The sequence below is a fragment of the Natronomonas moolapensis 8.8.11 genome (genome assembly GCF_000591055.1).
Taxonomy (GTDB): domain Archaea; phylum Halobacteriota; class Halobacteria; order Halobacteriales; family Haloarculaceae; genus Natronomonas; species Natronomonas moolapensis.
In genome coordinates this window covers 916,958-931,843 of sequence record NC_020388.1, presented here as the reverse complement: position 1 = coordinate 931,843, position 14,886 = coordinate 916,958, and the positions used below count along the sequence as shown (strand labels likewise).

The window sequence follows — 14,886 nt, the reverse complement described above, 5'->3', positions numbered from 1 at the left end:
CGTCCGGCACGCGGATGGGGTCTCAGTATATGTCGTCGAGGCCGTCCTCGTGGTGGCTGTGTTCCTCGGCGGGGAACGCCCCGGACTCGACGGCGTCGACGTAGTCGTCGATCGCCCCCTTCATTTCGCCGCGAACGTCGCCGAACCGCTTCGAGAACGGCGCGGTCCGCTCAGAGAGGCCGATCACCTCGTCGACGACGAGCACCTGGCCGTCACAGTCGGGACCGGCGCCGATCCCGATCGTGGGGATCGACAGCGCCTCGGTGACTGACTCGGCGAGGTTCGCCGGGATGTGTTCCAAGACGAGCGAGAACGCCCCCGCCGCCTCGTGTTGGCGGGCGAGATCGAGGAGGTTTCGGGCGGATTCCTCCTCGGTGCCCTGCCGGTAGAGGCCGGTTTCGTTCTCCCGTTGCGGCGTCAACCCGAGGTGGGCCTGCACCGGAACGCCGATCTCCGTGAGCCGACGCGTCAACTCGACCGTGTGGGGCCCGCACTCGAGTTTGACTGCGTCCGCGTTCGCCTCCTTCAGCATCCGGCCGCAGTTCTCGATCGCATCGTCGGCATCGGCCCCAAAGGAGAGAAACGGCATGTCCGAGACGACGAGGGCGTCCTCGGTCGCGCGGGCGACGGCCGCGGTGAGGCTCGCCACCTCGTCGACGGTGACCGGCAGTGTCGAGTCGTACCCGAGCCGCGTGTTGCCGACCGAGTCCCCGACGAGCGCGATGTCGACGCCGGCCTCGTCGATCAACCGGGCCGTCGGTGCGTCGTAGGCGGTGAGCATCGTGATCGGCTCCTCGCCGGCCTTCGCGCGGATGTCCTTCGCTCGCATACGCGAACTGCGTCCCCCGAGAGGTTAAACGCTCCCGCTTCCAGGGCACCGACGGCGCCGAACCGTAACCGCTTACACGCTCTCTCACCGAGACGCGGTATGCGCCCCGTCGAGACGACCGATCCGGAGGGCATCGACTACGGGTGGGTCATGCAGACGACGTTCGTGTTGACGATTGTCGTCGGCGCGCCCGCCGTTGCGCTCTCGTCGCTTCCCTTCGAGTTGGCGACGTGGGGCCAGCGCGCGAACTTCGCGGTCCGGGCCGGCGCGGTCGCGTGGCTCTGTATCGCCGTTTTGGTGTACCTCTACGCGTGGCGGCGAGCATCCGCCGAGACGGACGAGTAGCGTCTTCGCAGGTGTGTCGGCGCTTCACTCGGCGAGTTCGATTCCGAGACACGCCTCGAGCGACTCGATGGCGGCCCCGCCGACGTTCGCGCGCGCGGCCCGCCCCTGTTCGATCGCGACGAGGTCGTCCTCGTCGATCTCGGCGTCGGCCGCGAGTTCGTCAGTCTGCAGCCCCGCCGCCTGCCGGGCCTCCTCGACGCGGTCGCCATAGCCGCGAACGAGGTACGGAAGCGGGTCGTCTTCGTAGTCCGTGCCCGCCTCCCAGTCCGTCTCGACAGACCGGGCGTCGTCGAGTTTGGCGGCGTTCTGTGCGGCCTTCCGACGGCGTTCGCGCGTCCGATCGTCGTCCGCGTGCGAATCCGACTCGCCGTGTTCGACACACTCGCTGCAGACCTCGAGTCGCGCCCCCGCGACCGTCGCGGTCTCGAGGGATCGCCCCTCCGCTCCACAGAGTTCACAGGCACCGCCGGAGTCGCCCCCGACGCCGCCGGTGGAGTACTTCGCCATACCCCCCCGAACTGCCGGAACACACTTGAAGTTGCGGTACCGCGCTCCGCGCTTCCGTCCGGGAGGGGTGGAATCGCTACCCAACGAGCGTCCCCGGGGGAAAGGAAAGCCCTTTTATTGCCCCCCGGATTACTGAGGATTGCAGACAGATACGCCGTGCGTGGGTAGCCAAGCCAGGCCAACGGCGCAGCGTTGAGGGCGCTGTCCTGTAGAGGTCCGCCGGTTCAAATCCGGTCCCACGCACTGTCGGTGGCTCACCGCCACCAATCCAGTGCGGGTGCTCGCAGACAGCACCCACGCAAATCTCACGAAACACTGCCCGTAGCGTGCAGTACAACTGTCAGTGGGTGAGGCGAGCACAACGGATACTGGGCCAATCGCCTCGAGGTCAAGCCCCGAGGTATCCGCCCTGTTTCGTGATGAAATCACGCGAGAAACCTCCTAACGAGGGAGCAAGACCACTAATAAGACATCGTGAGTTCAGGCAACGAGCGATGTGTGAGACCGTCTTCTCGGATATTAGGCGCACGCTCGGCGACGCCGTGCGCGGGCTTGGGACGGTGAGTTTCGTGAGCCCGTTTTGATATGTGTCGTTCACAACATCGAGCAGGCGGTGAAATCAAGCCACGTCTGGCGATTCACCACGGCGCAAAACCGAGTAAGCACTCATAACTGGTGAGAGCTACCGACGATCGTGAGTGAAATCCTGTTGTGTTTGTCTAGTCGGAGCGACGCCAGTAGAGTGCCCCCAGTATGACAGCGACCAGAGCCACCAATCCGAGCAGGGCGAACAACAGAGTTCCCCGTGCGTTCGCAGCTTCACCAGTGTCCGCGTCGTCAGGACCGGACGGTGGGACAGCACTCGAACTGGCGAGTTCGGTTCCGTCCTCGTCGAGTTCGACGGATCCGATCTCGAAGTCGTATGTGCGGACAGTTCCACCGTCGTCCGCCCTCGTGGCGATATTCGAGGCCGACTCGTGGGTGCCGGGCTCCTCGAGGATCTCGCTGTGGGTCACGTTCACCCGTTCTGTGCCCGGAACCACGACGTCGCGTTCTTCGACGACCTCACCGTCGATGACGAACCGGACGTCGGTCCGCTGGTCGTCCGTGGATGGATTGTCCAGCGTGACGATGCTCGTCGCGTTCACGCTGTTTGCGGGGGCGGTTACTAGCTGCACGTCCACGATATCGACTGCGTGAAACTCGGAAGGTTCGACCCACTCTTCGTCCCCACTCGTTTCACCGCTCGGCTCCCGTGGGCCACTGGTCTCATCGCCACCGTCTTCCACCCCGCCATCGCCGCTGTCCCCGTCGTCACCGAGATTGTCCCCATCTTCCCCACCGGCACCGGCGCTATCTGGGTCGCCACCGCGATCATCGGGGTTGCCTCCGTCTTCCTCGTCGTCATCGCCACTGATGCCAACGATGCCACCGATGCCACCGATGCCACCGCCGCCACCGCCGCCACCGCCGCCACCGCCAGTCGAAACGTCGACGCTATCGGACTCGTCGGTTTCACCGGAGTTCCCGGCAGTGTCTTCGATAGTGTCGAGCGAGACATTGTAGCTGCCGTCGGTAGAACCACTGTAAGTAGCCTCGTAGGTGTAGGTGCCGTCGCCGGTGTCAGTCTCGCTGAAATTAACCTCGTCGAGTGTTGCGGATTCGGCATCACTGATTGAGACACTGATCGTCGACAGCGATTCGTCGCTCTCAAAGGAAACGTTCACATTCTGGCCGGATGGGTTGTTCACACTGAGGTCGGTGATCGTCGGCCCTCTGTTGTCGACGGTGATATTGAACCGACTGGGGGCCGACGTATCGGTTCCGCCATTTGTCGTTCCCCCGTCGTCTATCACCTGCACCTCAACCGTCGCCGTTCCCTGTACGCCGTCTGCTGGCGTGAAGGTGAGAGTCCCGTCGTTGTTGATCTCAGGCTGGCTGGCAAACAGGCCGTTGTTGTCGTTGGTGATCAAAAAGTCGCTGATACGTTGAGTGCTCTCGTCGCTGCCGCCGCCCGGGTCGAAATTGGTGGCGACGTTCGAGACTGTCTGTTGAGTAGTATTGTTCATGACGGTCTGGTCGCTGCCGACCTCGATCGAGGGCGCGTCGTTGAGAGTGACGACTGTCACTTCGACGGGTATAGTGTCGCTTGTGCCGGGGTTGTTGTCCGTAACTTTCACCTCAAAGCTGTCGTCGGGAGTTCCGCCGTCGTTGAACTCGGGGTCAGGCGTGTAGGTGGGCGAGGTCGAGAGTGTATGCGGGCTGTTATTCCCTTTCAGATCGGCGTTTGTGTTGCCGTCAACTCCGGCGAGGCTACCGTTGCTGGGCGCACTCGTGACCGTCCAAGTCAGGTCGTCGCTGGCGGAGACGTCCCGCACTTCGAGCACAGTTGTGAGGTTCACGCTGCCGTCTTCGTCGACCGACACCGACGCCGGACTGGGGCTGGTGAACGAGGCTGCTGTGTTTGCAGTCGTGAAGTTATACGTGGTGTCGTCGGAAACCCCGTCGTAACTGTTCCCGAAGCCGTCCTCGATGGCATCACTGTCCACCTTGACATGATAGCTCGTCTCCGGTTCGAGGGTACTCGACGGTGAGACAGTGACGGTACTACCCGAGGCGGACACTGCACTGTCGGCGACGTTGAGCGTCTGTGTACTGGACCCCTCACTGTCGTCGACGATTTCGATATTCCCGCTGTCGAGTGCCACGTCCTCGTCGAACTCGAGTTGGATATCGTTGCTGGGGGCGTGGTCCGTCGCATCGTCTGCGGGTGTACTCGAATCGGGCTTGAAGATTGGCGCTACGTCGTCGGTGACGGTGATCGTAACTGTCTGGGTGTTCGTCGTGGTCCCCTCGCTGGCCTCGACTGTCAGCGAGAAACTACTTTGCTCAGACTCGTCGATGTCCTCTGTATCACTTATGTTGATCTGGCCGGAACTGTCGATGGCGAAGGCCTCACCACCGTTGCCTGCCACGTCGTCGTTACCTGCAGTAATCGCGTAGTTGACACCCTCATCATCGTCTCCTCCGACAGTGGCGTTGACATCAAGCACGTCCGTACCAACAGTGGCTGACTCGGAGGCAGTTGCCGTGGTGTCAGAAGTAAACGACGGGCGTTCGTCGACGTCAGTGACGTCGATATCGAGGGTCTGTGTGTTCGTCTCAGTCCCCTCGCTGGCTTCGACGGTGATGCTCCAAGTGTCCGAGGCCTCGTGATCGATTGCAGTGGCGTTAGTGAGTGTGATCTGACCGGAACTGCTGTCGATAGTGTATGCGTTGTCGTTGCTGCCGCTGGTGATCGCATAGCTGACATCCTCGTCGGCGGCACCGCCAACGTCGGCCTCCACATCGGTGACAGCAGTGCCGTTGGTGGCGTCTTCGGAGACGGAAGCAGTCGTGCCGGAGGTAAATTCGGGCACTTCGTCGACCTGACTAATATCCACGGTGATGTCTTGGGTGTCAGACTCATCCCCTTCGGCCGCTTCGACGGTAATCGTCAAATCAGAACGAATTTCGGTTTCGACAGCGGAAGCGTTGTCGACGGTCAGCTCCCCGGTTGAATTGTTTATCGCAAACGCGCTATCGGTATTCCCGCCAACGATGGTATAGTTCACGCCCACATCAAACGTACGGTCTGCCTCGTCGACATAGGCATCGACATCATGAAACTGCGTGTTGCTGGAAGCACTCTCCGTGACAGCGGGTGCTGGTGGGACACCGAGCTTCGGTCTCTCGTCGATGTCAGCCACATCAATTGTGACCTTCTGCGTAGTGCTCACAGTGTTTTCACTGGCTTTGACAGTGAGTGTAACGCTCGTGATATTTTCGTGGTCAAGTTCAATAGCATCTTGGAATGAGTCTATTTTCAGTTTGCCGCTTGCACGCTCAATTTCGAACAGTCCTGCACTGTTGCCGCCGGTGATCTGATAGGTGACATCTTCATCGGGATCGCCTCCAACGTTCGCCTGTACGTCCTGTGCGACGAAATCGTTGAGCGCGTCTTCGCGGACGCTGGCACTGGTTCCAGAGGTGAACACTGGCACCTCGTCGACCTGGTTGATGTCAACCGTGATGGTCTGTGTCTGGGTCTGTTGGCCCTCGGTAGCCTCGACAGTGAACGTAATATTTTGATTCGTGCGGAGTTCAGTCTCGACGGCGGAGGCGTTATCGACAGTCACCTGGCCGGTCGAACTGTCGATGGCGAAGGCGTTATAAACGTTGCCGCTGGTAATCGCGTAGGTAATTCCAGTGTCGCTTGCTTGAGCCCCGTGCGCGTCGACATCCGCATTGACATCGTGAACCGTCGCGCCGTTTGTCTTGTTCTCGTCGACATCGTTACTCGTCGAAGAAGTGAAGATGGCCGTCTCATTGATATCGGTGACGTCGATGTCGACGGACTGTGTGTTTGTCGCGCTTCCCTCACTGGCCTCAACGGTGAGAGTGCGACTGCCGGAGACCTCGTGGTCAAGTTGGGTTTCATCAGCGACGGTTATCTCGCCCGTCACACTGTCGATAGTGTAGGCACCGTCGCCGTTGCCGTCGGTGAACGTGTAGCTGACACCTTCGTCGGAGTCGCCGCCGACGTTTGCCCCGACGTCGTGAACTGCGGTACCATTGGTAGTGTTTTCAGGAATGCTGTCGGAACCGCTGGTGGTGAAGGTGGGCGTTTCGTCGGCGTCGTTGACGTTCAGCGTGATGTCTTGGCTTTGATTCTTCGATTCCTCGCTGGCCTCAACGGTGACACTCCGACTGCTGGAGACTTCGTGGTCGAGTTGTGTGGTATCGGCGACGGTTATCTGTCCGGTGGAACTGTCGATTTCGTAGGCGCCGTCACTGTTACCGCTGGTTATGGTGTAGCTGACGCCGACATCCGGGCTGTTGCTGGCACTGGTGTCGACAGATGTGTCGACATCGTGGACAGCAGTCCCGTTAGTTGCGTCTTCAGCCACGCTGCTGGGGCCGCCGTTGATGAAGTCAGGCGTCTCATCGACGTCGGTGACGGTGATATCGAAATCCGTTGTGACGGCATCTGTCTCGTCCGAGGCTTCCACGGTGATGGTGTTACTGTTTGCAGCCTCGTGGTCGACTTCCGCGGGGTCGTCGATAGTCACTTCCCCAGTCGAGGAATCGATCTTGTACGCGCCGTTGGCATCGTCCGTCAATCCGTACGAGACAGTGTCACCGTCGTCGACGTCCGTACTCGAGGCGGTGATTCCGACTGCCGTGCCAGCCGTGTCGTCTTCGGATACCTCGTTTGTCGTGCTATCGTCGTCGGTGGGCGCAGTGGGCGCATCGTTGACGCCATTAATAGTTATAGAAACTGTTCCCTGGTCAGTCGCCGCTGCGGTGCCCTCATGTTCGTCGTCGGTAACGGTGTAGGTGAAACTGTCTGTCTTCGAGTCGCCGCTATCGAGATTCTCGTACTGTCCGTTGGGATCGTACGTCCACGTTCCGTCACTCTTGACGGTGACTGTTGCTCCAGAGCTGAACGTCACCGTGCTCTCCGTAGAGAAACTCTCCCCATCGACCTTCTCGATAATGATCGAATCGGTGTTGGAGTCGTAGCTTTTGTACCCGTCATTAGCGAGTTGGGCTAGGTCGCCGGTGAGGGTACTGTCCTCGTCTGTGGACTCGGTCCCGTCCGGCGCTTCCGGATACACGTTGTACGGGGCCGGGTCGCTCGAGTCATCTATTCCGTCGTCGTCGTCGTCGCTGTCGGTGCTCACGCCAGTTGCACTGTCATCGTCTGCCCGCCCGTCACCGTCGAAGTCGTTATAGACTGTGATAGATGCCGTCGAATCCGAGTCCGAGCCACCGTTCCCGTCGTTCACCGTCAGTGACGGTGTGTACGTCGCGCTTCCGCCGGCTCCCCCGCCTGCATCCGGGAACGTGTAACTGGGGCTGGTGGCGGTCGACGAACCACCGTCCCTGAACGACCAACTGTAGCTAAGTGAGTCTCCGTCCGGGTCGCTGGATCTACTACCATCGAAGCTGACACTCTGCCCCTCGACGATGGACGTATCCCCGACAGTCGCGTCGGCTGTCGGTGCGCTATTTGTCTCACTGCTCGACTTGGTCGTTGCCGCGCCGCCGAGGAATACGAACGACCCAGCCTGATTTTCCGTCACGTCGATTTCAACGTTTGTCAGTGTCTTGCTCGAATCGGCACTTACTGCGAAGCCCCAGATTCCTGCTTTGTTTGCGTCATCGTATGAATCGCTATCCCACCTGTCCATACCATCTCTAACTGCGTAGCCGTCGCTGGGCACAGATCCGAACCAGTCGTTGACGGTAAACTCACACGCGTCGGTCGTCCCATCATCATAGTGCAATATCAGTTCGAATTTGGCCGGGCTTCCCGTTCCTGCGCCTCCAGCCGATGCGACGACGTGGACATTATTGTACTCGCCGTTGGTAACACTTGCCGTTCTCGAACCTGTAGAAAGCTCCTGCCAAGCGTTGTTACCGCTGCTGTCGTGAAAGTCTGCGAGCTCAAACCTCGGGTGAAGCCCCGGATCTGCGGAGATTACACCATCGTCCGGAACACCGTCACTTCCCGGATTGCCGTTGTTACTAGCCACCGTAGACGACACGAGTGCACCTCCACCACCGTCGAAATCCCCAGATTCGTCCGAGCCGTAGACAACGTCGGCGTCGTAAATACTAGAGAAGTCCAACTGTGACGTCGTCTCCGCCGCCTGAGCCGGTTCCGACATCACAACTACACCCGCAAATACCGACGTGATCAATAGCAGGGAGAAGAAGATAGACCCAATTTGCTCCCTGTTCAGTGTCGCTCTCATGCAGCCCACCAGTGGCAACTGTCGGTATCGAGTTTGGTTGTCACGTCTGGACTCGCAATGACAGCGTCTCGCTCACTTCGACGGAGTTGGTGTTGCACCCCGAGTGCAATACATTTTCCAGCACCAGTGTCGTCTCCTGTATAAATCACCGCTCTCCGTCCGTTGGTATTGTTTTGTACGCTGTTCGCGCTCTGTTCGTCTGCCCTGTCTGTTTGGTCGTCGAATATCATTATCATCCTCACGCTGACGTTCGTGCGTATCCCCGAACGCGGGTTCTACCTAGGTTCGAGTGAGTATCCACTTAATAGCAATATGCACATATGAACACTCGTCGCTCAGACTGGCAGTTTCCCGCTATCGGTGAGGCTGTGCAGGCATCGGTCCGCCCGGACTGGCCGTCGGTGTCACGAGTTCGGCACCTTGGGCAGGCCCGGTCGCCCCGATACGAGGGAATCCCCGTCCGAACCCTTTTATCTAATTCCAGCCTACACCTGTGTATGGCGAATTCGACCGCGGACGGAGACGACATTGACTGGCTTGAGACCGTCGAGTCAGTGCTTGCTGCTCATCCCGTTTCGGTCGGAATCGTGTTTGGTTCTCGGGCTCGCGGTGAGAGCCACGACTACAGTGATTTCGACGTTGCGATTGCCTTCGAGGACTGTCAACCGGGCGAGTCCGGACATCTGGACGCACGTCTCGGCCTGGGTGCTGACCTGGCACTCGCACTCGGAACCGACGATATCGACGTAGTCGACCTTCGTTCGGCACCGCCGGCGCTCCTCCGTGCGATATTCCGCGACGGGAAGCTCGTCGTCGGTACCGACGAAGCGGCCAGTCATCTCCGCGAAACACTGCTGGACGACGCGACCGAAGACCGCCGGTCGCCGGCAGAGCGGTTCGACGACGCTCTCGCGTCTATTGACGACCACCTCGCATGACTCTCTCCGACGACGACATCGAACGCATCGTCAGCGCTGTCGAAACGATGGAGGCGAGTCTGGCGGTGCTTGCTGGCAAACAATCGTTGTCTCGTAAAGAGTTCACGACCGACCGAGCGGCGCGGGATATCGTCGAGCGCCGGTTCGTCAAGTTGACCGAGGCGGCGCTCGACATCGCACGGACGCTCGTCAGCCAGAAACGTGGGGCACAACCAGATAGCAACCCGGCAGTGATGGTTGCACTGGGGCATATGGACGTGCTTGATGACGCGACCACAGAGAAGATGACCCAAGCAGCGCGCTTCCGGAACGTTCTCGCACATACCTACGGGAACGCGATCAAGCACGACGATGGCTACGACGCGTTACAGGAGCTTGACCGGTATCGAGACTTTCTCTTTGCTGTACGCGAATATCTCGATGACAGTGGGGTACTGGAGTGAGGATGAGACCGTATCGACCAGTTGCACCGCGCGCCTGTCGCTCGACCAGCCGCCCGTCCATTGACTCGTCGCTGGTCGAACTGCTCGGGGTCGATTTCGTGCAGTATGCACAGACGAACACGCGTGGCAAGAGCCATTTCTCGTCGTCAGTTCTCGGCGGTATCGGGCGATTCGCCGCCGTCGAGAGTGGTCTCGATGCTGCCGATACGACTCCGTAACTGGTCGTTTTCGGTTTCGAGTTGCTGAATCCGTCTGTCCTTGTTCAGCAACTCTGCTGCTAGGCGGTCGATGCGCTCGCGCTGGTGGGACAACTGTGTCTGCTTGTCTTTTAGGTCCGCTTCGAGTTCCTCAATACGCTCGGTCGTCCGTTCGAGCGAGGTGCGGACCCGCGCGAGACTTGGGCCGTCCCCGGATCGGTCGTCGGTCATCGGACCTCCGGTGCTGGCCGGCCGTCTCGTTGCGGTGGCCCATCGACGAGCAGGTCTGGTATGGCGTTGGCCGATAGGACGACTCGCCGGCAGTCACCGCTGTTTCTGCGTCTGTACGCTGGGCGCGACCCCGCTCGCTCTTGGAATCTGGTGCTGTCAGTCATCATTACATTGCTCCTCGCGTCCCGGCCCAATCAGTCGAGTCCGAACGCGGGTTTGGGAACACCCACGTGACGCCCACTTGTAAAAATAGTATGCACATGTGAACAAACCGGGTCTAGGCTTTTTATTTCGGCTACACGCGAACCGTTCCGATTTTCCCGGTTCAGTTGGGTCTGCTAGTCGAACTGCACACCGAACGTCTTCTGCTGGGCAGTCCGAAGGTGGCGCAAAAACGTCGAGTGAGAAACGCCCAGTGACTCGGCCACCTCGGTCGCAGAGGCTCGGCGTGGCTGTTCGAAGTACCCGTTGAAGTAGGCGGCTTTGAGCGCGGCGCGTTGCTTGTCGGTCAGCAATCCCGTCTCGACGACCGGACGACGGTCCACTCGCCGCTCGTCCGTCCGTTCTCTGATGGCACTGACGGAGACGGCCCCGAAAGTGGTTTCGAGATGGTCGACGAGTACGCGAACCTCCTCTCTGGCGGGGACTTCAACGGTGATGGTCGCACAGGTACCCTCCACATCCGTCGACTGGACGACCCGTCCCCGCTTGGCTAGCATCGCTTCGGGAACCGGTTCGGTGACGGTCACCTGGAGACGGGCAGGACTCCCGCCGTCGACGACGACCACGTCCTCGACCGCGGCGTGGCTTTCGAGCCTGTCCCGGACTACGTCGGCTTCCCCTATCTGGAGTGAGAGATACTGGACGACGCTATCGTCCTCCAGGGGTACTGTCCCTTGGACGGTGATCCCCTCACAGTCACGAAAGCCCCCGCTTCTGGCGAGGTCGACGAGATAGTAACTGCCGCGTATCTGTAGTTTGGCTTCGAAGACGCGGTCCGACGACAGCGCACTCTGGGTTTCCAGTGTGTGAATTGCGAGAGCGACCGTGTCACCGAGTTCGCCCAAGAGGCGCTGTTCGGTGTCGTCGAACCGACCGGAGTGGTCGTGATAGACTGCCAACACGCCATAGAGAACGTCGTTGTACGCGAGGGGAACTGCGGCACAGCTCCGATAACTGTAGGTCTGGGCAGTCTCGCGCCACTCACAGGCCGGTACCTCTTCGATGTCCTGACAGAACTGCGCCTCGCCAGTCGCGGCTGCCCTACTCGCCGGCTCGCTGGTTCGCCCCCCGTCCTGAATAGCTTTCTCCACCGTGTCGACGTACCGTCGATCGCCACGCACGACTCGCGGGAGTAACTCGCCGTCTGCCTGCTCACAGATCCAAGCGAGGGGATAGCCGTGTTCGCGTAATTGTTGGACGATTTGACGCTCGAGTTCCTCTCTCGTCTCTGAGTCGACCAGCACCTGCTGGACTGTCCGATTGAGTTCCCGTTCCCACTGGAGTTCCCGCTCCCGGCGGTTCCGTTCGGTCACGTCGCGCAACGATACTAGCAAGCGCTGCTGGCCGTCGACGGTTATCGGCCGGCCACTACACTCACAGTTTCTGACAGTCCCGTCGGGGCGGACGATGCGGGCCTCCTCCAACCGTGGTTTGGTCTCACCGTCCTCCCAGCGGTTGAGTTGCTCACGGAGTCGTGCCCGGTCCTCGCGGTGGACTGCCGCCTCGACCACATCCTCGCCCCGTAGCTCATCTCGGTCCCTCTCGAGCAGTTCTGTGGCCCGGTCGTTGCAAAATGCCAGTCGGAGCCCGTCCAGAACGACGACCGCGTCGTGACTTTCTTCGGTGACGGTACGGTAGCGCTGTTCGCTCTCCTCGAGTGCCTGCTGGAGTCGATACTGATCGACTGCCGTTCGTATCTTGCTGACGAACTGGGTGGCCTGCTGGGAGCCGAACTGCTTGATGACGTAGTCGTCCACGCCCGCCTCAATGGCACGGGCAGCAACGTCTTCGGTCCCCTGGCTCGTCACCAGCAGGAAAGGAAGTCGAGAGTCAGTGTCGCGGATCTGGTCGAGTAACTCAAGGCCGTCTGCGCCGGGCATTCGATAGTCCGCCACGACACAATCGAATTCGCTCTGGCTTAATTTCTCGAGAGCGTCCTCAGCGCTCGTCGCCAGTGTGACTTCGCACTCGCTGGCTGCATCAGCGATGTCCTCGGCCAGCAACTCGGCCCACTGTCTGTCGTCGTCGGTTAGCAGGACGTGTGTGTGTTCTCTCTCGCTCATCGGTTCTCACCCGTCACGGCCGGCAACTCCACGACGAACACCGACCCGTCGGGTTCTCCCTGCTCGGTCGCTGGCGCCCCGGCTGCAAGGCGGAGTCTCCCATCATCGTCTACCCCTCGGTTGTCAGTGGCATTGGATAAGACCCTGTTCCGGACGTGGACGGTTCCGCCGTACCGGTCGAGCAGCTTGGTGACTAGATACAGGCCGACGCCGGTCCCTTTGCTCTGGAGGCCCCGCTCGCCCTTCCCGAAGATGTCGTCTTTGCTGTCGTCGGGGACGCCGGGACCGTTATCCGCGACTTCGACGACGACGGACTCCTCGCGGTCGTGGGCGGCGACCGTAACTTCCGGCACAGCCTTGTCGTTGTGCTGGATTGCGTTTCGCAGGAGATTCTGGAACACCGACGAGAGCATCCGGTCAGCCCGTACGCTCGCCCGTGGTATGTCACCGTCGACGGTGACGCTGGCGTTCTCGTGGGAGGCAGACATGCTCTCGATTTCGGCTTCGAGAATCGTGTCGAGTCGCACTGGCTCGAGTTCACTCCGCTCGTCCAGCATCGCCTGCATTAGATTCCGCAGATTGGTCGTCATCTCCGCGATGTGCTCACCCCGATCCAGCAGGTTGTCCAGATGTTCCTGCCCGTCTTCATCGACGTGTTGCTCGAGTTTCTGTGCGAGTCGTCCGATGACGACGGCGTCGTTCCCGATGTCGTGGCGAAGGATTCGGTTCAACGTCTCCAGTTCCTCGTTTGTCCGTTCGAGTCGTTCTTTTGTCGCTTCGAGTTCCTGTTCGTATTCCTTGAGATCGGTCACGTCACGAGCGTAGCCAAGAACCGCGCTCTCGTCATCGCCAGCAGTCTCGAACGGGATTCGCGTCGTCTTGAAAACCTTCGTTTTACCGTCAGGCCCCATCAGTTCTTCTTCGGATGTCAACGGGCCACCCGTCTTTACGGCCGCGAGTTCGCGCTGTCGATACTTATCGAAGTCATCGATATTCTCGACCTCGGGTTCGATGTCCCGCTCCCGTTTCCCCTCGATTTCCGCCGGCTTCATGCCGTGTAGCGTGGCATTTGCCTCGTTCGAGAGCAGCACTTCGTCGTCCAGATCTTTCGCAAAGATCGGATCCGGGATGAGATCGATGGCCTGCCGGAGTCTCCTGCGGGCTTGTTCGGCTTGTTGTTGAGACTCTGTTTCGGCGGTAACGTCTGTGAGGACAATAACACTCTTTTTCGACCCCTTGGAGCCAATCGGCAGCCGTCTGCGGCGGTAAAAACGCCGTCGTGAATCGACTGTGAGTTCGACTGTGGTCGCGCCGCCTGTCTCCGACCCGGTTATTTTCTGCGGGAACACCTCGGTTACCGGCTCACCAATTGTGCCGTTGCTCTCCATCAGGGGTCTGGCAGCGTCGTTGACGTCCACGACGCGGTCGTCGTGGTCTAGGACAACGACGCCGTCCTCAATGGCGTCCAGAACCGCGTATCGGGCCGCCGGTGAAATGTCGACAAGGTCACTCGAGAAGACACCCAGCGCCAATAGCGCGTTCGCCAGTGCGAGTCCGAAGGGTGTCGGATCGACGGCGGCGTGGGGCCAGTTGAAAAAGACGTATGCGAAGTTTGCGACCCAGGCAGCGAGGACACCAAGCAGTACGAACACCAGTTGGCTACGATAGAACCGCGATCGTCTGAATCCCGCATAGACCAGTAAGGCTGATGCGACGACGAAGATTGTCCAAATATAGACGAGTAACACCCAGTACAGTGGTCCCACCTCGACGATGGCGATTACGGACAGCGACGCGAGCGAGCGAGTCTCATAGGCCGTATAGAACAGTTCGTGGAACTGCGTCGTGGCGACCACCGGTAAGGACGCCACTGGAATGGCAAGCAGTGCCGCGAGCCTTCGGTTCGTTAGCAAGTATTCTCTCCCGTCGTACAGCAGTGCGAAGACGAGTAGCGACGGGACGAGCATTGAGATACCCACGTATTTCACGACCGAGACCGCGACGAAGGCGTCGAGACTCGTAGCGAACAAGCGGGCAATCGATGCGACCATCCAAATCGTTGTCATCCCGACCATACCGACAAAAGCTCGCCCCAGTGGCTGGTGCCAGTGGTTGCGGCCGACGTAGACACACAGGCCGAGGCTCAACACCGCAGCACCGACGTGACTCACGACGAGTCCAGCCATGGCCATCGAGCCAAACGCCGCGAGTCCCATATGCTATGTTGGTTCGGTATGCTGCTACATAATTTTAGTCAAGCACGTATCATCTCCCGACAAAATTTGTGCTCTCGTTGTGAGTTAGCCCC

Annotated in this window: 9 protein-coding genes, 1 tRNA gene and 1 pseudogene; 5 read left to right on the top strand and 6 right to left on the bottom strand. The window is 60.1% G+C overall.

Annotated features, from left to right (window positions below; translation table 11 throughout):
• Positions 1 to 22 precede the first annotated feature (22 nt).
• Positions 23 to 829, bottom strand: a complete 807-nt coding sequence (gene panB, locus NMLP_RS04630; RefSeq protein WP_015408974.1) for a 3-methyl-2-oxobutanoate hydroxymethyltransferase — start codon at positions 827 to 829, stop codon at positions 23 to 25.
• Positions 830 to 928: 99 nt separating this feature from the next.
• Between panB and NMLP_RS04625 the strand changes: the two genes are divergently transcribed.
• Positions 929 to 1,174 (top strand): DUF5822 domain-containing protein, encoded by a 246-nt coding sequence (locus NMLP_RS04625; protein ID WP_015408973.1) that lies wholly within the window; start codon positions 929 to 931, stop codon positions 1,172 to 1,174.
• 24 nt (positions 1,175 to 1,198) lie between these two features.
• Here the strand turns inward: NMLP_RS04625 and NMLP_RS04620 are convergent, their stop codons facing one another.
• Positions 1,199 to 1,681 carry a helix-turn-helix domain-containing protein gene (locus NMLP_RS04620; RefSeq protein WP_015408972.1) on the bottom strand — a complete coding sequence of 161 codons (483 nt, stop codon included), beginning with the start codon at positions 1,679 to 1,681 and terminating at the stop codon, positions 1,199 to 1,201.
• Between the two features lie 158 nt (positions 1,682 to 1,839).
• Here NMLP_RS04620 and NMLP_RS04615 point away from each other — a divergent pair.
• Both NMLP_RS04615 and NMLP_RS14725 read left to right on the top strand, forming a co-directional pair.
• Positions 1,840 to 1,924: transfer RNA gene (locus NMLP_RS04615), tRNA-Leu, on the top strand.
• Between the two features lie 176 nt (positions 1,925 to 2,100).
• Positions 2,101 to 2,360, top strand: a pseudogene (locus NMLP_RS14725) (hypothetical protein); the annotation flags it as partial.
• 40 nt (positions 2,361 to 2,400) lie between these two features.
• Here the strand turns inward: NMLP_RS14725 and NMLP_RS04610 are convergent.
• On the bottom strand, positions 2,401 to 8,484 hold the full coding sequence (locus NMLP_RS04610; RefSeq protein WP_049926162.1) for a beta strand repeat-containing protein: 6,084 nt from the start codon (positions 8,482 to 8,484) through the stop codon (positions 2,401 to 2,403).
• A gap of 497 nt (positions 8,485 to 8,981) precedes the next feature.
• Between NMLP_RS04610 and mntA the strand changes: the two genes are divergently transcribed.
• Positions 8,982 to 9,422, top strand: a complete 441-nt coding sequence (mntA, locus tag NMLP_RS14200) for a type VII toxin-antitoxin system MntA family adenylyltransferase antitoxin (protein WP_015408970.1) — start codon at positions 8,982 to 8,984, stop codon at positions 9,420 to 9,422.
• Positions 9,419 to 9,865 carry a type VII toxin-antitoxin system HepT family RNase toxin gene (gene hepT, locus NMLP_RS04600; RefSeq protein WP_015408969.1) on the top strand — a complete coding sequence of 149 codons (447 nt, stop codon included), beginning with the start codon at positions 9,419 to 9,421 and terminating at the stop codon, positions 9,863 to 9,865. Before mntA ends, hepT begins: the two co-directional genes overlap by 4 nt.
• A gap of 146 nt (positions 9,866 to 10,011) precedes the next feature.
• Here the strand turns inward: hepT and NMLP_RS04595 are convergent, their stop codons facing one another.
• The 3 genes from NMLP_RS04595 to NMLP_RS04585 all read right to left on the bottom strand — a co-directional run bounded on the left by NMLP_RS04595 (position 10,012) and on the right by NMLP_RS04585 (position 14,794).
• Positions 10,012 to 10,293, bottom strand: a complete 282-nt coding sequence (locus NMLP_RS04595) for a hypothetical protein (protein WP_015408968.1) — start codon at positions 10,291 to 10,293, stop codon at positions 10,012 to 10,014.
• Between the two features lie 338 nt (positions 10,294 to 10,631).
• Entirely contained in the window at positions 10,632 to 12,578 is a 1,947-nt protein-coding gene (locus tag NMLP_RS04590) for a bacterio-opsin activator domain-containing protein (RefSeq protein ID WP_015408967.1), read from the bottom strand.
• Positions 12,575 to 14,794 (bottom strand): histidine kinase N-terminal 7TM domain-containing protein, encoded by a 2,220-nt coding sequence (locus NMLP_RS04585; RefSeq protein ID WP_015408966.1) that lies wholly within the window; start codon positions 14,792 to 14,794, stop codon positions 12,575 to 12,577. Before NMLP_RS04585 ends, NMLP_RS04590 begins: the two co-directional genes overlap by 4 nt.
• Positions 14,795 to 14,886 lie beyond the last annotated feature (92 nt).

What these genes read in the sequence shown, in the direction of transcription:
- panB (WP_015408974.1), bottom strand. Translation starts at nt 829, where the DNA reads ATGCGAGCGAAGGACATCCGCGCGAAGGCCGGCGAGGAGCCGATCACG.
- NMLP_RS04625 (WP_015408973.1), top strand. Translation starts at nt 929, where the DNA reads ATGCGCCCCGTCGAGACGACCGATCCGGAGGGCATCGACTACGGGTGG.
- NMLP_RS04620 (WP_015408972.1), bottom strand. Translation starts at nt 1,681, where the DNA reads ATGGCGAAGTACTCCACCGGCGGCGTCGGGGGCGACTCCGGCGGTGCC.
- NMLP_RS04610 (WP_049926162.1), bottom strand. Translation starts at nt 8,484, where the DNA reads ATGAGAGCGACACTGAACAGGGAGCAAATTGGGTCTATCTTCTTCTCC.
- mntA (WP_015408970.1), top strand. Translation starts at nt 8,982, where the DNA reads ATGGCGAATTCGACCGCGGACGGAGACGACATTGACTGGCTTGAGACC.
- hepT (WP_015408969.1), top strand. Translation starts at nt 9,419, where the DNA reads ATGACTCTCTCCGACGACGACATCGAACGCATCGTCAGCGCTGTCGAA.
- NMLP_RS04595 (WP_015408968.1), bottom strand. Translation starts at nt 10,293, where the DNA reads ATGACCGACGACCGATCCGGGGACGGCCCAAGTCTCGCGCGGGTCCGC.
- NMLP_RS04590 (WP_015408967.1), bottom strand. Translation starts at nt 12,578, where the DNA reads ATGAGCGAGAGAGAACACACACACGTCCTGCTAACCGACGACGACAGA.
- NMLP_RS04585 (WP_015408966.1), bottom strand. Translation starts at nt 14,794, where the DNA reads ATGGGACTCGCGGCGTTTGGCTCGATGGCCATGGCTGGACTCGTCGTG.